The following is a 19336-nucleotide window of genomic DNA, read 5'->3' as shown; positions in this document are numbered from 1 at the left end:
GGCGGCCCAGCGGCGCCGCGCCGAGGCGGGCGGCGATCCCGGCGGCGCGGTCGAGCCGGGCGGCGGCGTCCGCGCGGTCCCCGGCGGCCAGGCCGGCGCAGGCCGCGTCGAACAGCGCCCGCGCGAGCGGATACGGCTGCTCCAGCTCCTCCCACGTCCCGATCACGGTGTCCCAGGCGGCGGGGCCGCCGGTCAGCGCGGTGACCGCCGCCCGGTGCGCCGCCGCCACGGGCGTCGGGGCGGGCAGCCGGGCGGCAAGGTCCGCGACCTCGGGGAGGCGCGGGCCGCCGGCGCGGGCGGTGCTCTCCAGCAGCGGCCACAGGAAGCAGGGCTGGGCGGTGAGCCGCGGATGGCGCAGCACCGCGTCCAGGGCGGCGCGCGCGGCCGACCGGTCGTCCTCCGCCGGCCGCCACTCGTGATCATCTGGGCGAGGGGCAGCGCGGTCTGCGGCAGCCCGCCGCCGAGCGGGACGGCGAGGGCCTCCGGGTCGGGTTCCGGGCCGGTGCCGCGCGCCGCCGGCAGCGCGACCCGCCAGATCATCAGCTGGACGCGCAGGGCGGGCCCGTGGTGGCGGTCGAGCCGCCGCAGCGTCTGCGCGGCCTCCTGCCAGCGGCCGAGCCGGTAGAGCGCCTCGACCTCGTTGACCGCGAGCGCCACATCCGCGCTGTGCGCGAGCACCGGCGCGCTCCGCGACGGCGAGCCCCTCGGCGGTGTGCCGCAGCGCCTCGGCGGCCCGGCCCCGGTTCAGGGCGTAGTGCGCCAGCAGGTTGAGCACCCGCGTGAGCTCCCACGGGCCGAGGTCGTCGTGCCGGAGCCGGCGCAGCGCCGTCAGATCGCCGTCGCGCGCCGCTGCGGCCGCCGCGGTCAGGCGCAGCCCGTCCGCGGGGCCGGCGCCCACGGTGCGGGCCAGGTCGAGCGCCTCCCCGGTCGAAGCGCTCCCTCTCGTCGGTCTCCCCGAAGACCAGCAGCCGGGCGCTCAGCCGCGCGAGCACGTGGACGCGCGCCGGGGTGGGGCGTGCGGCGAGCCGCTCGGCCTCCCGCAGGTCGTCCAGCTCGTCGTCCCAGCCCTGGTATCCGGCCATCATCGCGCGCAGCGGCAGCAGCCGCGCTGCCCGGTCCGGGGCGCGGCCGGGGTCCGTCTCGGCCAGGGCCCGCTGGACGAAGGGGAGCCAGCGGCGGGGATCGCCGAACGCCCCGGCGGCTTCGAGGACCTCGGACCGGGAGAGGCCGGTCAGGGACTCGGCGGACGGTACCCGGTCCCACAGCTCCAGGACGCGCTTCAGCAGCGCGAGCTGCTGGCGGCCGCCCGCCGTTCCCCGGCCGCCCGCCACGCGGCGGCCAGGGCCTGCGCGTGGTCACCGCAGCCCTGCCAGTGGACGGCGAGGGCGCTCGCCGGCGCGTCGCTGAGCCGCGGGGAGCGCTCGACGGCCTCGGCGTACCGGCGGTGGAGCGCGGCGCGCTCGCCGGGCAGCAGGTCCTCGTGGACGGCGTCCCGGATGAGCGCGTGCCGGAACGCGTACCCGTCGCCGTCCGCGATGAGCAGGCCGTGGTCGACGGCGTCCCGCAGCGCCGCGCTCAGCCCGGACTCGGGCAGACCGGCCACCGCCGTCAGCAGCGCGTGCCCGACGTGCTCCCCGCCGGCGCTCGCCGCCCGCAGCGCCGCGCGGACCCCTCTGGCAGCCCGCGGACGCGGCCGAGCAGCAGGTCGCGTAGCGAATCCGGGGACCGCCTCGTCCGGGCCGCCGACGAGCGCCTCCACGAACAGCGGGTTGCCGCCGGCGCGGGCGTGGGCGTCCCGCACCAGGGCGGGGTCGGCGGCGCCGCGGATGCCGCGCACCTGGTCGGCCACCTCGGACCGGGTGAGCGGCGGAAGGTCGACGCGCGTCACGTGGGGGAGGCGGGCCAGTTCGGCGAACAGGGGCCGGGTCTCCGGCTCCTCGGGGCGGAACGTGACGACCGGCAGGACCCGGCCGCGCGGCGGGTTCCGGAACAGGAAGGACAGCAGGGCCCGCGTCGACCCGTCGGCCCAGTGGGCGTCCTCGATCACCAGGACGACCGGGTCCCGCTCGCCGAGCCGCTCCACCAGCGTCAGCACGTGCTCGAACAGCCGCATCTGCCCGCCTCGCCGCCGACGAGGACGGCGGGTTCGCCCGTGCAGGCCCGCGCGTGTGCGCCGCGCAGCTCGGCCAGTTCGGCGGCGCGCCCGGCGAACACGGGGCTGACGGGTCCCATCCGCACCAGCATGTCGGGGGCCCCGGCGCAGATCCACCGGAAAAAAACTCTTAACGCCACTTGTGTTGCGATTAGCGGTCGGGTAGCCTCGGTTCCGTTACATCGCCGCCCGGCAGGGGAGTCCATTGAGGATCTGAGGTCCGACACCGCGCGTATGGCCGTCACCGGCCCGCGCACGTGACCTCAGAGCGGACCCTCGTCCCGCCGGGCTTTCTCGTGCCCGCCGGCGCGTCGCGCGATCCCGCGGTGTCTCCATGCAGCCCGAAACCATCTCGAAACCCATGGAGACCGCCCTTTATGTCTTTCGCCATCGTGTGCTCGGACCTGTCGTTCGCCTGGCCGGACGGCACCGTCGTCCTGGACGGCCTCGACGCCGCGTTCGGCACCGGCCGGACGGGGCTGATCGGCGTCAACGGCTCCGGCAAGTCCACCCTGCTGAAGATCATCGCCGGTGAGCTGCGGCCCGCGTCGGGCACCGTCGCCGTCGACGGGGAGATCGGCCACCTGCCGCAGAACCTCGTCCTGGACGGCGCCGCCACCGTCTCGGACCTGCTCGGCATCACCGCGACCCGCGCCGCGCTGCACGCCATCGAGCGCGGCGAGGCCACCGAGGAGAACTTCACCGCGGTCGGGGACGACTGGGACGTCGAGGAGCGCGCCCGCGCCGAACTCGACCGGCTCGGCCTCGACCACGTCGGCCTGGACCGCACCGTCCCGACCCTCTCGGGCGGCGAGGCCGTCATGGTCGGGCTCGCGGCGCAGTTCCTCGCCCGTCCGGGCGTCCTGCTGCTGGACGAGCCCACCAACAACCTCGACCTGGACGCGCGCCACCGCCTCTACGACGCGGTCGCGTCCTGGACGGGCGTGCTCGTCGTCGTCAGCCACGACCGGGAACTGCTCGACCGCGTCGACGAGATCGCCGACCTGCGCGACGGCGCGATCCGGACGTTCGGCGGCAACCTGACCGAGTACGAGGAGCTGCTCGCCGTCGAGAAGGAGGCGGCCGAGCGCACGGTCAGGTCGGCCGAGACCGATCTGCGCCGCCAGAAGCGCGAACTGGAGGAGGCCCACGTCAAACTCGCCCGGCGCAAGCGCTACGGCAACAAGATGTTCGAGAACAAGCGCGAACCGAAGATCATCATGCAGGAGCGCAAGCGGCAGGCGCAGGTCGCGGCCGGCAAGCACCGCATCATGCACGAGGAGCGGCTCGCCGGCGCCCGCACCCGGCTCACCGAGGCGGAGGAGGCGGTCCGCGCGGACGCCGAGATCCGGATCGAGCTGCCCGCCACCCGCGTCCCGGCCGGCCGGACGGTCGTCACCGCGACCGGCCTGGCGGCGCCCGAACCGGAGACGGGCACGCTCACCGAGCTGATCGTCCGGGGCCCGGAGCGGATCGCGCTGACCGGCCCGAACGGCTCGGGCAAGACGACGCTCCTCCGCGCGCTCACCGGCGAGCGGGTGCCCGAGGGGATGGAGGTCAGGATCGGCGTCGACGGCGTCCGCTACCTGCCGCAGCGCCTCGACATCCTGGACGAGGACCTGAGCGTCATCGACAACGTCCGCGCCCAGGCGCCGTCGGCATCGGTGAACGACATCAGGGCGGGCCTGGCCCGGTTCCTCTTCCGGGGCGCCCGCGCCGAGCAGCCCGCGGGCACGCTGTCGGGCGGGGAGCGGTTCCGCGCCGTCCTCGCGTCCCTGCTGCTCGCCGAGCCCGCCCCGCAACTGCTCATGCTGGACGAGCCGACGAACAACCTCGACATGGCCAGCGCGGCCCAGCTCGCCCAGGCCCTCGCCGCCTACGAGGGCGCGCTGATCGTGGTCAGCCACGACGTCCCGTTCCTGCGCACCCTCGGCCTCACCCGCTGGCTCCGCCAGGACCGCGCCGCCGGCCTCACCGAGGCGGAGCCTATGTAGCGGAAAATCGGGTGATCTTGCGATATCACCGCTGCTACGGTCGTGCTCGCGAACGAGGGGACGTGAACGAGATGCCGACGAGGCTCAACCAGATCATCGCGGTCGAGAAGGGCGTGAAGAGCAAGGCCGTCCAGGACCTGGCGGCGGCGCAGCAGTCGACGCAGAAGGCCCCGCTGCTGTCCGGCATCTCGCGGACCTACCAGCCGAAGGACGAGGACGGCGAGCACCTGCCGGCCGAGTCCACCCGCGTCCAGGTCACGGTCGAGGGGGTGCTGCGCGACGTCACGCGCTCGCTCACGCGCCTGCTCGACGTCACCGCGACCAAGGACTGGGCGAACTGCACGGCCCGCGCCGACGTGGCCGTGGACGGGACCACGCTGGTGCGCGACGTGCCGGTCACCTACCTGCTGTTCCTGGAGAAGCAGCTGACCGACCTGCACGCCTTCCTGCGGAAGCTGCCGATGCTGGACGCGGCCGAGACGTGGACGTTCGACCCGTCCACCGACGTGTGGCGCACCGAGCCCGTCCGCACCGTGAAGACCAAGAAGGTGCCGCGCAACCACGTCAAGGCGGAGGCGACCGACAAGCACCCCGCCCAGGTCGAGGTCTACTACGAGGACATCGCCGTCGGCCACTGGACGACGGTGAAGTTCTCCGGCGCGCTGCCCGCCCGGCGGGTCAACGAGCTGCTCGACCGCGTCGAGAAGCTCAAGGACGCCGTGAAGTTCGCGCGGGAGGAGGCCAACGGCGCCGAGGTGACCGACCAGCGCGTCGGCGACGCGGTGTTCGGCTACATCTTCGGCTGAGCCGGGGCGCCCGGAGACAATTCAATAGGATCCCCCCGCCGCGCGGGGGGTGCGCGAGGAGCGCAAGCTGAAGCTGAAGCCGAAGCTGATCAGGGTGAGCGTCCAGTGCGGGTTCGAATCCCGCCCCCGGCACCCGCGCCGGGGTGGCCCAACGGTAGAGGCAGCCGCCCGCTCAACCTCAGATTCTCGCTCCAAGCTCAGCATTCACCGCCGATCACCGGATCGTGCGGACGCGGACGACACTCCGGAAATGCCGGTTCGAATCCGGCTCGCCCAGCTCGATGGGCGATGGCGTAACGGGAACGCGCCGGAGCCGTTCAGGATGATCCGCCTCCGCCTGGCGCCGGTGTGCGAAGTGGGCGGTAACCACAGGGGCCCGGGGGATGGCAAAACCCCCGGGCCCCGCTCGCGCGCCCGGTCGCTCGAGGCCGCGCGCGGATCAGGTCAGGACGCGCTTGGTGAAGGTGCGGGTCGCGGCCCAGGTCAGCAGGACCGTGCCGCCGACGATGGCCAGCAGGAACGCCCACGACGGCATGTGCGGGATGCCGGGGGTGAGCGCGCTCCGCAGCCCCTCGCTCACATAGACGAGGGGGTTGAAGAGGCTGGCGATCTGCAGCCAGCGGATGTCGTCCAGCGCCGACCACGGGTAGTACACGCAGCCGAGCATCGTCATCGGCAGCAGCACCATCGCGAACAGCACCTGGACCTTCTGCGGGTTCATCAGCGTGCCGAGCAGCAGGCCGCCCGCCGCCGACAGCAGCGATCCGGCCACCATCACCAGGATCAGCACCGGCCAGTTGTCCACGTGCACCTCGGGCGCCTGGCCCTCGGCGTGGATGAACAGCACCGCGGGGAAGACCAGCAGCCCGCCGATCAGCCCCTGCACCGCCGCCGCGATGATCTTCTGGGCGGCCAGCAGCGGGATCGGCACCGGCGCCAGCGCCCGGTCGGTGATCGACTTCTGCCAGGTCAGCTCCATCATCAGCGGGAAGATCACCGCCATCATCGCCTGCATGATGATGGACGAGCCGACCAGGCCCGGCACGAGGATGGTGGAGAACGACGGCCCGCCCGGCCCGCCCGCCATCGCGCCGCCGCCGAGCTTCGGCAGGACGTAGGCGAACACGAACACGAACATCACCGGCTGCACCAGCACCCGGACGAACGTCGACAGGAAGTTCTTGCGCATGACCCGCGCCTCGCGCGCCATCATCGCGGCGAACGTGCGCGGGACCGTCGCGCGCGCCGGGGGCGGCGGCGCCAGGACGGCGGGGGCGGCTGAGGCGGTCATTCGCGGTATTCCCTTCCGGTGAGGGCGAGGAAGACGGTCTCCAGGCTGGGGCGGAGCTGGGTGGCGTCGGTGACGCCGACACCGGCGGAGGAGCCGATCGTGACGAGCTCGCCGAGGATGCCCTCGGGGTCGGCGGCGAAGACGCGGACCTGCCCGCCGGTCACCTCGACCCTGCTGATGCCGTCCCGGTCGGAGAGCCTCTTGATCTCGTGCGGGGCGGCGGCGTCGTAGCTGACGGTGATGACGGTGTCGGCGCCCGCGCTGGACTTCAGCTGGTCGACGGTGCCGCTGGCGAGGACCTTGCCGTGGTCGACGACCGCGACCCGGTCGCAGAGGGCCTCGGCCTCCTCCATGTAGTGGGTGGTGAGGACGATCGTCTGCCCGGCGGCCTGGAGCCCGCGCAGCACCTCCCACAGGTTGGTGCGGGTCTGCGGGTCGAGGCCGGCCGTCGGCTCGTCCAGGAACAGCACCTCGGGGCCGTGCATGAGCGCCCGGCAGATCATCACGCGCTTGGCCTGCCCGCCGGAGATCTCGAACGGGTTGCCGCCGCGCGTCTCGGTCAGCCCGAACAGCTCCAGCAGCTCGGCGGCCCGCTTGCGGGCGTCCCGGGCGCTCAGCCCGAAGTACCGGCCGCGGAACTCCAGGTTCTCGGCGACGGTCAGGTCGCTGTCGAGGGTGTTGTTCTGCGAGACCACGCCGATGCGCCGCTTGATCTCGACGGCGTCCTTCACGACGTCCAGGCCGGTCACGTGCGCGCTGCCGCCCGTCGGGACGACCAGCGTGGTGAGCATGCCGATGGTGGTGGACTTGCCCGCGCCGTTCGGGCCGAGCAGACCGAAGAACTCGCCGCGCGGGACGTCCAGGTCGATGCCCTGGACGGCGGGCACCGCCGGGCGCGGCCCGGACGCGGGATAGGTCTTCTCCAGGCCGACCGTGCGTACGGCGGCCTCCGGGGGTTCGGTCATGCGCCGTCTCCCTCAGCTTCCTCGTCGTTGTCGTGGGGGTAGTTCTCGAATCGTTCGATCAGCCTGAGCAGGAACCGGCGGACGGCCTCCACGTCCTCCTCGCCGACGACGTCGTAGAGGCGGCCGAGGTCCCGCCCGATCGGCTCGGACTTCTCGGCGAGCAACCGCCGCCCGGAGTCGGTGATGCGCAGCATGACCCCGCGCCGGTCGCGGTGGGAGGGCTCGCGCCGGACGTGCCCGTTGCGCTCCAGCGTGTCGACGACCGAGGTGACCGTGGCGGGGGTCACGTGCAGCCGCTTGGCGACCTCGCCGGGGCGCAGGCCGTCCTCGACGATGAGCAACCGCAGCAGGAAGTACCCGGCGGGGCTGATGCCGTGCTTCTCGACGATCCGCCAGACCACGGGGCCCGCCAGCCGCGAGGCCGCGGCGAAGAGCCTGCCGACCGGCCACTCCTCCATGGGGCCGTACAGCTTGAGGTCGTCGATACCGAAGTTCCGCATGGCGGATGATGTTAGAGACCTGAACTTTAGATGGCAAACCTTTAGCCCCCTAAATACTCGCCGTTCGTTCCATCTCGTCAACATAAGTTGACGCTCTCCCCATGTCAACCTGTGTTGACGCGCGAGGGGTGCGGGCGGTGTGGCGCTCATCTCAGCAGGTGGGAAAACCGGCCCCCGGCGTTGAATAGGCATCCAGGGTCCTGCATACTCTTGCTTGTTGTCTTCGAGAGGGCATGGGGAGATGGGAATCCGGACGGCGGTCGCCGGCGCCAGCGGTTACGCGGGCGGCGAGCTGCTGCGCATCCTGGCGGGACATCCAGAGTTCGAGATCGGCGCGCTGACGGCGGGCTCCAACGCGGGCACCGAGCTGGGCGCGCACCAGCCCCACCTGCGATCCCTGGCCGGGCGCGTCCTGGCCGAGACCACCCCCGAGACCCTGTCCGGCCACGACGTGGTGTTCCTGGCGCTGCCGCACGGGCAGTCCGGGCCGCTCGCCGCGCAACTCGGCGAGGACGTGCTGGTCATCGACTGCGGCGCCGACCACCGGCTCGCCGACGCGGCCGCCTGGGAGGCGTTCTACGGGACGCCCCACGCGGGCACCTGGCCCTACGGGCTGCCCGAGCTGCCCGGCCACCGGGACGCGCTGCGCGGAGCCAAGCGCATCGCCGTCCCCGGCTGCTACCCGACCGCGGTGTCGCTCGCGCTCGTCCCGGCGTTCGCCGCCGGGCTCGCCGAACCCGACGCCGTCGTGGTCGCCGCGTCCGGCACCTCCGGCGCGGGACGGGCCCTCAAGCCGCACCTGCTCGGCAGCGAGGTCATGGGCTCGGTCTCCGCCTACGGCGTCGGCGGGACGCATAGGCATACGCCCGAGATGGTGCAGAACCTGAGCGCGGCGGCGGGGGAGCCGGTCACGGTCTCCTTCACCCCGACGCTCGCGCCGATGAGCCGCGGCATCCTCGCCACCTGCACGGCCAAGGCCCGTCCCGGCGTCACCGCCGCGACACTGCGCGCCGCCTACGAGCAGGCCTACGCCGGCGAGCCCTTCGCCGGACTGCTGCCCGAGGGCCGGTGGCCCGCCACGTCCATGACGCTCGGCGCGAACACCGTCCTCCTCCAGACGGCCCTGGACGAGGCGGCCGGCCGCATCGTCGTGGTCGCCGCCGTCGACAACCTCGCCAAGGGCACCGCCGGCGGCGCGGTGCAGAGCGCCAACATCGCCCTCGGCCTGCCCGAAGAACTCGGGCTCACCACGATCGGAGTCTCCCCGTGAGCGTCACCGCCCCCAGGGGTTTCCGCGCCGCCGGCGTCGTCGCCGGGCTGAAGGACAGCGGCAACCGCGACCTGGCCCTCGTCGTCAACGACGGGCCGTCCCGCGCGGCGGCCGGCGTCTTCACCCGCAACCGCGTCAAGGCCGCGCCCGTCCTCTGGTCGGAGCAGGTCCTCAAGGGCGGCCGGGTCCGCGCGGTCGTGCTGAACGCGGGCGGCGCCAACGCCTGCACCGGCGCGCCCGGCTTCCAGGACACCCACGCCACCGCCGAGAAGGCCGCCGAGCTGCTGGAGGACTCCGCCGGCGAGATCGCCGTGTGCTCCACCGGGCTGATCGGCGAGCGGCTCCCCATGGACCTGCTGCTGCCCGGCGTCGACAAGGCCGCCGCCGAGCTGTCGCGCGGCGACGGCGGGCTCGCCGCCGCCGACGCGATCCGCACCACCGACACCGTCGCCAAGATCTCCTTCCGGCAGGGCGCCGGCGGCTACATGATCGGCGCGATGGCCAAGGGCGCCGGCATGCTCGCCCCGTCCCTCGCCACGATGCTGTGCGTCGTCACCACCGACGCCGACCTGCCCGCCGAGGCGCTCGACCGGGCGCTGCGCGCGGCGACCGGCGCGACCCTCGACCGGCTCGACTCCGACGGCTGCATGTCGACCAACGACACCGTCCTGCTGCTGGCGTCCGGCGCGGCGGAGACCGTCCCGGACGAGGAGGAGTTCACCGCGCTGCTCACCGAGGTGTGCGCCGACCTCACCCGGCAGCTGCTCGTGGACGCCGAGGGCGCCTCCAAGGCCATCGCGATCGAGGTCGTCGGCGCCGCGTCCGAGGACGACGCCGTCACCGTCGGGCGCTCCATCGCCCGCAACAACCTGCTCAAGTGCGCGATCCACGGCGAGGACCCGAACTGGGGCCGGGTGCTGTCGGCGGTCGGCACCACCGACGCGGTGTTCGAGCCCGACCACCTGAACGTCGCGATCAACGGCGTGTGGGTGTGCCGGAACGGCGCGTCCGGCGACGACCGGGACAAGGTCGACCTGCGCCCCCGGGACGTGACGATCACCGTCGACCTGGCCGCCGGCCCGCACAGCGCCACCGTCTGGACGACCGACCTCACGGCCGACTACGTCCACGAGAACTCGGCGTACTCCACATGAGCGCGATCACGAGCGGCGCGGAGATCCGCGGCAACCGGGCGGGCGTGCTGTCGAAGGCGGAGACGCTCATCAAGGCGCTGCCGTGGCTGGAGCGCTTCCACGGCAAGACCGTCGTGATCAAGTACGGCGGGCACGCGATGACCGACGAGGAGCTGCGGCACTCGTTCGCCGAGGACATCGTGTTCCTGCGCTACGCGGGACTGAAGCCGGTGATCGTGCACGGCGGCGGGCCGCAGATCAACGCGGCGCTCGCCCGCAACGGCATCGACTCGACGTTCACCGCCGGGCTGCGGGTCACCACGCCGGAGGCCATGGAGGTCGTCCGGATGGTGCTGACCGGGCAGGTGCAGCGGGACGTCGTCGGGCTGATCAACCGGCACGGGCCGTTCGCGCTCGGCATGTCCGGCGAGGACGCGAACCTGTTCACCGCCGAGCGCAAGCACGCGGTCGTGGACGGGGCGGAGGTCGACATCGGCCAGGTCGGCGAGATCGTCGAGGTGCAGGTCGGGGCCGTCCGGGCGCTGCTGGACGACGGCCGCGTCCCGGTCGTGTCCAGCATCGCGCGCGGCGACGACGGCGAGGTCTACAACGTCAACGCCGACACGGCGGCCGCCGCGCTGGCCGTCGCGCTGGACGCGGCGAAGCTGGTCGTCCTCACCGACGTCGACGGCCTCTACGCGAACTGGCCCGACAGCGACGACGTGATCGACAGCCTCACCACCGACGAGCTGGCCGCGCTGCTGCCCGGCCTGTCCGCCGGGATGGTGCCGAAGATGGAGGCCTGCCTGGCCGCCGTCCGCGGCGGCGTCCCGCAGGCCCACGTCCTGGACGGGCGCGTCACCCACTCGCTGCTGCTGGAGATCTTCACCGACGAAGGGATCGGAACGATGGTGCTGCCCAGCCTCCCGGGCGCCCCCGCCGAGGTGACCGCCGAGGTGACCGCCGAGGTGACCGCATGAGCGGCCTGCGGAGCCGGTTCGAGGCCGCGTTCATGCCGAACTACGGCGTGCCGCCGGTGGCGCTGGCGCGCGGCGAGGGCTGCCGCGTCTGGGACACCGACGGCCGCGAGTACCTCGACCTGATCGCCGGGATCGCGGTCAGCTCCCTCGGGCACGGGCACCCGGCCCTGGTCGAGGCGGTGTCGTCGCAGGCCGCGGCGCTGGCCCACACGTCCAACCTGTTCCTGAACGAGCCCGAGGTGCAGCTCGCCGAGCGGCTGCGGGAGTTGCTCGGCGGCGACGGGCGGGTCTTCCTCGCCAACAGCGGCACCGAGGCGAACGAGTGCGCGCTGAAGCTCGCCATCAAGTACGGCAAGCGGAACGGGCGGTCCTACTTCGTCGCCGCGGAGAACGGGTTCCACGGCCGGAGCCTCGGCGCGCTGTCGCTGACCGGCAAGGCGTCGATCCGGGAGCCGTTCGGGCCGTTCGCCATCGACGTCCGGTTCGTCCCCTACGGTGACGCCGACGCGCTCAAGGCCGCCGTCGACGAGGACTGCGCCGCCGTGTTCCTGGAGCCCACGCTCGGCGAGGGCGGGGTCGTCCCGCCGCCGGACGGGTATTTCACGGCCGCCCGGGAGATCTGCGACGCGGCCGGGGCGCTGTTCGTCGCCGACGAGATCCAGTCCGCGATCGGCCGCACCGGGACCTGGTTCGCGTTCGAGCACGAGAACGCCAGGCCCGACGTCATCACCCTCGCCAAGGGCCTCGGCGGCGGGCTGCCGATCGGCGCCTGCGTCGCGTTCGGCCCGCACGGCGGTCTGTTCGCCAAGGGCGACCACGGCAGCACGTTCGGTGGGAACCCGGTCGCGGCCGCCGCATCCCTCGCCGTCCTCGGCACTATCGAGAAGGACGGCCTGCTCGCCAACGCCGCCTCGGTGGGGGAGGCCCTCGCCTCCGGGCTCGCCGCCATCGAGCACCCGCTGCTCGCGGGCGTCCGGGGCCGGGGGCTGTGGCGGGCCGCCGTCCTCACCGGGCCGCACGCGCCCGCCGTGGAGGCCGCCGCCCGCGACGCCGGCTTCCTGATCAACGCGGTCCAGCCGACCGCGCTGCGGATCGCGCCGCCGCTCGTCCTCACCGCCGAGCAGGCGCGGTCGTTCACCGACGCCTTCCCCTCGATCCTCGACGCCGCCTCCCCGGGGCAGGAGGGATGACCATGACCAGGCACTTCCTCCGGGACGACGACCTCACCCCCGCCGAGCAGGCCGAGGTCCTCGACCTCGCCGCCGCCGTCAAGAAGGACCGGTTCGGCCACCGGCCCCTCGAAGGACCCCGGTCGGTCGCCGTCCTGTTCGACAAGCCGTCCACCCGGACCCGGCTGTCCTTCACCGCCGGCATCGCCGAGCTCGGCGGCAACCCCCTCGTCATGGACGCGGGAACGAGCCAGCTCGGCCGCGGCGAGACGATCGCCGACACCGCGCGCGTCCTGGAGCGGCAGGTCAGCGCCATCGTGTGGCGGACGGCCGGGCAGGAGCGCATCGACGAGATGGCCGCCGGCACCACCGTCCCGGTCGTCAACGCCCTCACCGACGAGTTCCACCCCTGCCAGATCCTCGCCGACCTGCAGACCGTGAGGGAGGCCAAGGGCGACCTCGCCGGCGCCGTCCTCGCCTACTTCGGCGACGGCGCCAACAACATGGCGCACTCCTACCTGCTCGGCTGCGCCACCGCGGGGATGCACGTCCGCGTCGGCGCCCCCGCGTCGCTGCCGCCCGACCCGGCGATCGTGGCCCGCGCCACCGAGATCGCCGCCGCGACCGGCGGGTCCGTGACCGTCACCGACGACGCGGCGAAGGCCGCCGCCGGAGCCGACGTCCTCGCCACCGACACGTGGGTGTCGATGGGCCAGGACGGCAAGGACACCTCGCTCTACGAGCCGTACTCGGTGAACGAGGAGCTGCTCGCCCTCGCCGACCCCGAGGCGGTCGTCCTGCACTGCCTGCCCGCCTACCGCGGCAAGGAGATCGCCGCGTCCGTCCTGGACGGCCCGCGGAGCCGCGTCTGGGACGAGGCGGAGAACCGGCTGCACGCCCAGAAGGCGCTGCTCGCCTGGCTTCTGGAGCGGTCCCGGTGACCACCCCCATGACCAAGGCCGCCCGGCACGCCCGGGTGATCGAGCTGCTGACCCGGCACCCCGTCCACTCCCAGGGGGAGCTCGCGAAGCTCCTCGGCGACGAGGGCGTCGACGTCACCCAGGCCACGCTGTCGCGCGACCTGGTCGAGATCGGCGCGGTGAAGCTGCGCGCCGACGACGGCAGCCTGATCTACGCCGTCCCCGGAGAGGGCGGCGAGCGGATCCGGCGGGCCCGCACCGGGGCCGCCGAGACCTTCACCGGACGGCTCTCCCGGCTCGCCGCGGAGCTGCTCGTCTCGGCCGAGGCGTCGGCCAACCTGGTCATGGTGCGGACCCCGCCCGGGGCCGCGCAGTACCTGGCCTCGGCGATCGACCACGCCGAGTGGCCGACCATCCTCGGGACCGTCGCGGGCGACGACTCGATCCTCGTCATCTCCCGCGACCCCAACGGCGGGGAGGACGTCGCGGAAGCGCTCCTCAGGCTGACGGGCGGGCGCGAACGACGAAGCTAGGGGCCGCCGCGCGGCCCCGCATCCCAGCCTTCCGAATCCGAACACTTCGCACAGGAGCCAATGACCATGAGCGAGCGCGTCGTACTCGCGTACTCCGGGGGCCTGGACACCTCCGTCGCCATCCCGTACCTCGCCGAGCAGACCGGGGGCGAGGTCATCGCCGTCGCGGTGGACGTCGGCCAGGGCGGCGAGGACCTCGACACCATCCGCAAGCGGGCTCTCGCCTGCGGCGCCGCCGAGGCCGTCGTCGTGGACGCCAAGGAGGAGTTCGCCGCGGACTTCTGCGTCCCCGCCATGCAGGCCAACGCCCTCTACATGGACCGCTACCCGCTGGTGTCGGCGCTGTCGCGGCCGCTGATCGTCAAGCACCTGGTGTCGGCCGCCAAGGAGTTCGGCGGCACCACCGTCTCGCACGGCTGCACCGGCAAGGGCAACGACCAGGTCCGCTTCGAGGCCGGCCTGTCCGCCCTCGCCCCGGAGCTGAAGGTCATCGCGCCCGCCCGCGACTTCGCCTGGACGCGGGACAAGGCCATCGCCTTCGCCGAGGACAAGGGCCTGCCGATCGACGTGTCGGCCAAGTCGCCCTACTCCATCGACCAGAACCTGTGGGGCCGGGCCGTCGAGACCGGGTTCCTGGAGGACATCTGGAACGGCCCCATCGAGGACGTCTACGACTACACCGCCGACCCGGCCGAGCCGCGCGAGGCCGACGAGGTCGTCATCACGTTCGCGTCCGGCGTGCCGGTCGCGCTGGACGGCCGCCCGCTCACCCCGTACCAGGTCGTCGCCGAGCTGAACCGGCGCGCCGGCGCGCAGGGCGTCGGCCGCATCGACATGGTCGAGGACCGGCTCGTCGGCATCAAGAGCCGCGAGGTCTACGAGGCCCCGGCCGCCATCGCGCTGATGGCCGCGCACATGGAGCTGGAGAACGTCACCGTCGAGCGCGACCTCGCCCGCTTCAAGCGGTCCGTCGACCAGCGGTGGGGCGAGCTCGTCTACGACGGCCTCTGGTTCTCGCCGCTCAAGGAGTCCCTGGACGCGTTCATCGCCGACGCGCAGAAGCAGGTGTCCGGCGAGGTCCGGATGACGCTGCACGGCGGCCGCGCCGTCGTCACCGGCCGGCGCAGCGACGCGTCCCTCTACAGCTACGACCTCGCCACCTACGACACCGGCGACGCCTTCGACCAGAGCCTCGCCAAGGGCTTCGTCGAGCTGTGGAGCCTGCCCAGCAAGATCGCCGCCAAGCGCGACCGCGACCTGGACGCCTGACGGACGCGCCGCCGGGGGCCTCGGCGGAGCCCGTCCGCCGACCGGCGGCGGACGAGGGCGGGGGACCCACCGGCGGAGGCGGTTTCGCCGTAACCTGTGGCGGACGCGCCACCGCGGCGCGGGGACGTCCCGGACGGGCGTCCCCGCGCCGCGGAACGGCGCGCGGACGACAAACGATCAGCGGTTGGGAAGAAGAGGAATTTTCGTGACGAAGGCACCGACGCGGCTGTGGGGCGGCCGGTTCGAGGGCGGCCCGTCGGACGCGCTCGCGCGGCTCTCGGTGAGCGTCCAGTTCGACTGGCGGCTCGCCCCCTACGACCTGATGGGCTCGCGCGCGCACGCCCGCGTCCTCAACCGGGCGGGGCTGCTCACCGACGACGAGCTCGAGCGCATGATCGGTGCCCTGGACGCTCTCGAAGAGGCGTGCAAGTCCGGCGAGTTCCGGCCCACCGTCGCCGACGAGGACGTCCACACCGCCCTGGAGCGCGGCCTGCTGGAGCGCCTCGGCGCCCTCGGCGGCAAGCTGCGCGCCGGCCGCAGCCGCAACGACCAGGTCGCCACCGACCTGCGCCTCTACCTGCGCGACCACGCCCGGCAGATCGTCTCCCGGCTGGTCGAGTTGGAGACCGCGCTGATCGCCCAGGCCGAGCACAACCTCGGCGTCGCCGCGCCCGGCATGACGCACCTGCAGCACGCCCAGCCGGTGCTGTTCTCGCACCAGCTCCTCGCGCACGTCCAGCCGCTGACCCGCGACATCGCGCGGCTGCGCGACTGGGACAAGCGCGCCGCGGTCTCCCCGCTCGGCTCCGGCGCGCTCGCCGGCTCGTCGCTGCCGCTGGACCCGCAGGCCACCGCCGCCGAGCTCGGCTTCGACGCGGCCGCGCCGAACTCCATGGACGCCGTCGCCGACCGCGACTTCGTCGCCGAGTTCCTGTTCGCCGCCGCGCTGATCGGCGTCCACCTGTCGCGCCTCGGCGAGGAGATCTGCCTCTGGGCGTCGCAGGAGTTCCGCTGGATCGAGATGGACGACACCTACGCCACCGGGTCGTCGATCATGCCGCAGAAGAAGAACCCCGACGTCGCCGAGCTGGCGCGCGGCAAGGCGGGCCGGCTCATCGGCCACCTCGTCGGCCTGCTCACCACCCTCAAGGGCCTGCCCCTCACCTACAACCGCGACCTCCAGGAGGACAAGGAGGGCGCGTTCGACGCCGTCGAGACCCTGCTGCTCGTCCTGCCCGCCATGTCCGGGCTCATCGCGACGATGCGGATCAACACCGAGCGGCTGGAGGCCCTCGCCCCGGACGGCTTCGCCCTCGCCACCGACCTCGCCGAGCTGCTCGTCCGGCGCGGCACGGCGTTCCGCGACGCGCACGAGGTCGTCGGCCACCTCGTCGTCTGGTGCCAGGTCAACGACAAGGACTTCGACGAGCTCACCGACGAGGAGCTCGCCAAGGTGTCGCCGCACCTGACGCCGGACGTCCGCGAGGTGCTGAACGTCCAGGGCGCCCTGGCGTCCCGCAAGGCCTACGGGGGGACGGCGCCCGAACGCGTCCGCGAGCAGCTCGACGCGCTGCGCGCCCTGGTCAACGAGCACGCCGCCTGGGCGGCCGGCTCGGACTCCTGACCTCCGCGCGGGCCCGGTGCCGCGGGCGGGCATAGGCTGGCCCGACCGACCCCTTCGACGATGGTGAGGCGATGGACGGAGCGTTGCTGCCACGGGATTTCTTCGACCGCCCGGTGGAGGAGGTCGCGCCCTCGCTCCTCGGCCACGTGATCGCGCACCGCACGCCGGAAGGCGAGGTCGCCGCGCGGCTCACCGAGGTGGAGGCGTACGCGGGGCCCCTCGACCCCGCCTCCCACGCCTACCGGGGGCGGACCCAGCGCAATGCCGTCATGTTCGGGCCGCCGGGCCACGTCTACGTGTACTTCACCTACGGCATGCACTTCTGCATGAACCTGGTGTGCGCGCCGGAGGGGACGTCCATGGCGGTGCTGCTCCGCGCGGGCGAGATCATCGAGGGCGAGGACCTCGCCCGCGCGCGGCGGCCGCGCTCGTCCGTCCGCGACCTGGCGCGCGGGCCCGCCCGGCTCTGCCAGGCCCTCGGCATCGCCCGCGAGCAGAACGGCCTGGACGTGTGCACGCCCGGCGGGGAGATGACCGTCCTCGAAGGCAAGCCGGTCGACCCCGCACTGATCCGCAGCGGCCCGCGGACCGGCGTGAGCGGCGCCAAGGAGGTCCCGTGGCGGTTCTGGATCGACGGCGACCCGACGGTCTCCCCCTACCGCCCGCACGTCCCGAAGCAGCGCAAGAAGCTCCCCGCCGGTGACTGACGCGCCGCCGCCGTCACCCGCGGGCCCCGCGTCGGCGGCGCGCGGCGCGCGGCGTCCGAGGAGGGCGTTCCGCATCGTCCTCGCCGCGCTCCCGGTCGCCGCCGCGGCCGTCAGTGTGGCCGTCCGCGTGGCCGACCGCGTGGCCGAGGAGGATGCCGTCGCGGCGCGTTACCGCGACGGCGGCCGTTGAATATCGTTGGCGTGACACGAGCGCGCGGGTGCAAGCTGGTGCGCGTACGGAAAGCAAGCCGGAGACGAGGGAGACCGTGACCGACATCCTGGACGATCTCGCGTGGCGCGGCCTGATCGCGCAGTCCACCGACCTGGACGAACTGCGAGCGCTGCTCGCCGCGGGACCGGTCACGCTCTATTGCGGCTTCGACCCGACGGCGCCGTCCCTGCACCTCGGCAACCTGATCCAGATCCTCACGCTGCGGCGCTTCCAGAAGGCCGGCCACCGGCCCATCGGCCTCGTCGGCGGCGCCACCGGCCTGATCGGCGACCCGAGCGGCAAGAGCGCCGAACGCGTCCTGAACTCCGAGGAGACCGTCGCCGCCTGGGTCGAGCGGGTCCGCGGCCAGGTGTCGAAGTTCCTCGACTTCCACGAGGGGCCGACCGGCGCCACCATGGTCAGCAACCTCGACTGGACGGGCCCGATGTCCGCCATCGAGTTCCTGCGCGACATCGGCAAGCACTTCCCGGTCAACCGGATGCTCGCCCGCGAGACGGTGAAGGCGCGGCTCGACTCCACGGGCATGAGCTACACCGAGTTCAGCTACGTCCTGCTCCAGTCGATGGACTTCCTCGAGCTGTACCGGCGGCACGGCTGCCGGCTGCAGACGGGCGGCAGCGACCAGTGGGGCAACCTCACCGCGGGCGTCGACCTCATCCGCCGCGTCGAGGGCGGCAGCGCGCACGCGCTGACCACGCCGCTGCTCACCAAGGCGGACGGGTCCAAGTTCGGGAAGACCGCCGGCGGGGAGACGTACTGGCTCGATCCCGAGCTGACCTCGCCGTACGCGTTCTACCAGTTCTGGATCAACGCCGACGACCGAGACGTGGAGAAGTTCCTGAAGTTCTTCAGTTTCCGCCCGAGGGAGGAGATCGAGGAACTGGTGAAGCAGGGCGTCGACCGCCCGGCCGCGCGCGCCCCGCAGCGGGCGCTCGCCGAGGAGATGACCACGCTCGTCCACGGCGCGGACGAGACGGCCCGCGTCGTCGCCGCCTCCCGCGCCCTGTTCGGGCAGGGCTCCCTGGAGGACCTGGACGAGCGGACGCTGAAGGCGGCGCTCGCGGAGGTGCCCCGCGCCGAGGTCAAGCCCGGGGACCTGCCGACGGTGGTCGACCTCCTCACGGCGTCCGGCCTGTGCAAGAGCAAGTCGGAGGCGCGCCGCGCCATCACCCAGGGCGGCGCCTACCTCAACAACGCCAAGGTCGAGTCGGAGGACGCCGCGCCGGCGGCCGCCGACCTCCTCCACGGCCGCTTCCTCGTCCTGAGGCGGGGTAAGCGGAACGTGGGCGGCGTCGAGGTGACCGCGTCCTGAGCCGTCCCGCCACCGCCCGTCCGGTCCCGTACCGGGCGGGCGGTCGTCATGTGACGGGCAAACTTCGGTAGATAGACGTCACATTGCGGTTACGGCGGCGCCGTGTGGGCATCATCCGAGGTCGGAAAACATGATGTGACCTGGGGTTTCATGCCTCGCCGAGGTCGATTTGACGCCCCTGGCGGGTGGATCTAATGTTCTACTCGCCCCACGGGGGAGCGGGACGCCGAAGAGGCGGCCGGCCCCGAAGGGGATCCTCTGCAGACCGCATCGCTGGAGCTTGCCTCCATCGATTGGGATGTTCGAGGACGAACCGCCCCGGAGTTGGACAAACGGGACGGATCGGATAGCCTAGAAGGGTTGCCCCGGAGCCGGGGCCTGCGGGAGCGGGGTTCGGCGCGGTGGGTGTCCGTTTCTTGAGAACTCAACAGCGTGTTAAAAGCCAGTGCCTTTATCGGCTCGGTCAGTTGGCCGGGTCG

General features: G+C 73.0%; 19 protein-coding genes. 13 read left to right on the top strand and 6 right to left on the bottom strand.

Annotation, left to right across the window (positions count from 1 at the left end):
- The 3 genes from ABFX46_RS42535 to ABFX46_RS42525 all read right to left on the bottom strand — a co-directional run.
- A partial coding sequence (locus ABFX46_RS42535; protein ID WP_346050200.1) for a hypothetical protein occupies nucleotides 1-229 on the bottom strand: 229 nt, incomplete at its 3' end.
- Nucleotides 193-678, bottom strand: coding sequence for a hypothetical protein (locus ABFX46_RS42530; protein ID WP_346050198.1), 486 nt, complete (start codon nucleotides 676-678; stop codon nucleotides 193-195). The genes ABFX46_RS42535 and ABFX46_RS42530, both read right to left, overlap by 37 nt.
- A gap of 601 nt (nucleotides 679-1279) precedes the next feature.
- Nucleotides 1280-2269 carry an AAA family ATPase gene (locus ABFX46_RS42525; protein WP_428831380.1) on the bottom strand — a complete coding sequence of 330 codons (990 nt, stop codon included), beginning with the start codon at nucleotides 2267-2269 and terminating at the stop codon, nucleotides 1280-1282.
- 260 nt (nucleotides 2270-2529) lie between these two features.
- On the opposite strand from ABFX46_RS42525, the gene ABFX46_RS42515 reads away from it, so the two are divergent.
- Together ABFX46_RS42515 and ABFX46_RS42510 are read left to right on the top strand one after the other, a co-directional pair.
- Nucleotides 2530-4146, top strand: coding sequence for an ABC-F family ATP-binding cassette domain-containing protein (locus ABFX46_RS42515; RefSeq protein ID WP_346050192.1), 1617 nt, complete (start codon nucleotides 2530-2532; stop codon nucleotides 4144-4146).
- 71 nt (nucleotides 4147-4217) lie between these two features.
- Nucleotides 4218-4952 carry a DUF7873 family protein gene (locus ABFX46_RS42510; RefSeq protein ID WP_346050202.1) on the top strand — a complete coding sequence of 245 codons (735 nt, stop codon included), beginning with the start codon at nucleotides 4218-4220 and terminating at the stop codon, nucleotides 4950-4952.
- A gap of 439 nt (nucleotides 4953-5391) precedes the next feature.
- On the opposite strand, the gene ABFX46_RS42505 is transcribed toward ABFX46_RS42510, so the two are convergent.
- Genes ABFX46_RS42505 through ABFX46_RS42495 form a run of 3 tightly spaced genes read right to left on the bottom strand, consistent with a single transcriptional unit; the run spans nucleotide 5392 to nucleotide 7708 of the window.
- Nucleotides 5392-6243: an ABC transporter permease gene (locus tag ABFX46_RS42505; RefSeq protein ID WP_346050190.1), complete on the bottom strand. Its 852-nt coding sequence runs from the start codon at nucleotides 6241-6243 to the stop codon at nucleotides 5392-5394.
- The gene (locus ABFX46_RS42500) at nucleotides 6240-7208 is read right to left on the bottom strand and encodes an ABC transporter ATP-binding protein (RefSeq protein WP_346050188.1); all 969 of its coding nucleotides are present in this window, start codon (nucleotides 7206-7208) and stop codon (nucleotides 6240-6242) included. The genes ABFX46_RS42505 and ABFX46_RS42500 overlap by 4 nt, the downstream gene beginning before the upstream one ends.
- A complete protein-coding gene (locus ABFX46_RS42495; protein ID WP_346050186.1) occupies nucleotides 7205-7708 on the bottom strand; it encodes a MarR family winged helix-turn-helix transcriptional regulator in 504 nt (167 codons plus the stop codon). The genes ABFX46_RS42500 and ABFX46_RS42495 overlap by 4 nt, the downstream gene beginning before the upstream one ends.
- A 241-nt stretch (nucleotides 7709-7949) precedes the next feature.
- Between ABFX46_RS42495 and argC the strand changes: the two genes are divergently transcribed.
- The 11 genes from argC (at nucleotide 7950) to tyrS (ending at nucleotide 18857) form a co-directional block, all read left to right on the top strand.
- Complete coding sequence (argC, locus tag ABFX46_RS42490) at nucleotides 7950-8978, top strand: N-acetyl-gamma-glutamyl-phosphate reductase (RefSeq protein WP_346050184.1); 1029 nt, start codon at nucleotides 7950-7952, stop codon at nucleotides 8976-8978.
- Entirely contained in the window at nucleotides 8975-10132 is a 1158-nt protein-coding gene (gene argJ, locus ABFX46_RS42485; RefSeq protein ID WP_131944470.1) for a bifunctional glutamate N-acetyltransferase/amino-acid acetyltransferase ArgJ, read from the top strand. Before argC ends, argJ begins: the two co-directional genes overlap by 4 nt.
- Nucleotides 10129-11091 carry an acetylglutamate kinase gene (argB, locus tag ABFX46_RS42480; RefSeq protein WP_346050182.1) on the top strand — a complete coding sequence of 321 codons (963 nt, stop codon included), beginning with the start codon at nucleotides 10129-10131 and terminating at the stop codon, nucleotides 11089-11091. Before argJ ends, argB begins: the two co-directional genes overlap by 4 nt.
- On the top strand, nucleotides 11088-12281 hold the full coding sequence (locus ABFX46_RS42475; RefSeq protein WP_346050179.1) for an acetylornithine transaminase: 1194 nt from the start codon (nucleotides 11088-11090) through the stop codon (nucleotides 12279-12281). The genes argB and ABFX46_RS42475 overlap by 4 nt, the downstream gene beginning before the upstream one ends.
- A gap of 2 nt (nucleotides 12282-12283) precedes the next feature.
- A complete protein-coding gene (gene argF / locus ABFX46_RS42470; RefSeq protein WP_346050177.1) occupies nucleotides 12284-13201 on the top strand; it encodes an ornithine carbamoyltransferase in 918 nt (305 codons plus the stop codon).
- A gap of 8 nt (nucleotides 13202-13209) precedes the next feature.
- Nucleotides 13210-13713 (top strand): arginine repressor, encoded by a 504-nt coding sequence (locus ABFX46_RS42465; RefSeq protein WP_163061557.1) that lies wholly within the window; start codon nucleotides 13210-13212, stop codon nucleotides 13711-13713.
- A 66-nt stretch (nucleotides 13714-13779) separates the two neighbouring features.
- Nucleotides 13780-14982, top strand: coding sequence for an argininosuccinate synthase (locus tag ABFX46_RS42460; RefSeq protein ID WP_346050175.1), 1203 nt, complete (start codon nucleotides 13780-13782; stop codon nucleotides 14980-14982).
- Nucleotides 14983-15187: 205 nt separating this feature from the next.
- A complete protein-coding gene (argH, locus tag ABFX46_RS42455) occupies nucleotides 15188-16606 on the top strand; it encodes an argininosuccinate lyase (RefSeq protein WP_346050173.1) in 1419 nt (472 codons plus the stop codon).
- A gap of 83 nt (nucleotides 16607-16689) precedes the next feature.
- On the top strand, nucleotides 16690-17313 hold the full coding sequence (locus tag ABFX46_RS42450; protein WP_428831379.1) for a DNA-3-methyladenine glycosylase: 624 nt from the start codon (nucleotides 16690-16692) through the stop codon (nucleotides 17311-17313).
- On the top strand, nucleotides 17306-17503 hold the full coding sequence (locus ABFX46_RS42445; protein ID WP_346050169.1) for a hypothetical protein: 198 nt from the start codon (nucleotides 17306-17308) through the stop codon (nucleotides 17501-17503). Before ABFX46_RS42450 ends, ABFX46_RS42445 begins: the two co-directional genes overlap by 8 nt.
- A gap of 76 nt (nucleotides 17504-17579) precedes the next feature.
- Nucleotides 17580-18857, top strand: a complete 1278-nt coding sequence (gene tyrS / locus ABFX46_RS42440) for a tyrosine--tRNA ligase (protein ID WP_346050167.1) — start codon at nucleotides 17580-17582, stop codon at nucleotides 18855-18857.
- Nucleotides 18858-19336: the final 479 nt, after the last annotated feature.

The organism is Actinomadura chokoriensis, assembly GCF_039529475.1.
GTDB lineage: Bacteria > Actinomycetota > Actinomycetes > Streptosporangiales > Streptosporangiaceae > Spirillospora > Spirillospora bangladeshensis.
Note: the sequence above shows the minus strand (reverse complement) of the source record. Positions and strands in the feature narration are given on the sequence as shown.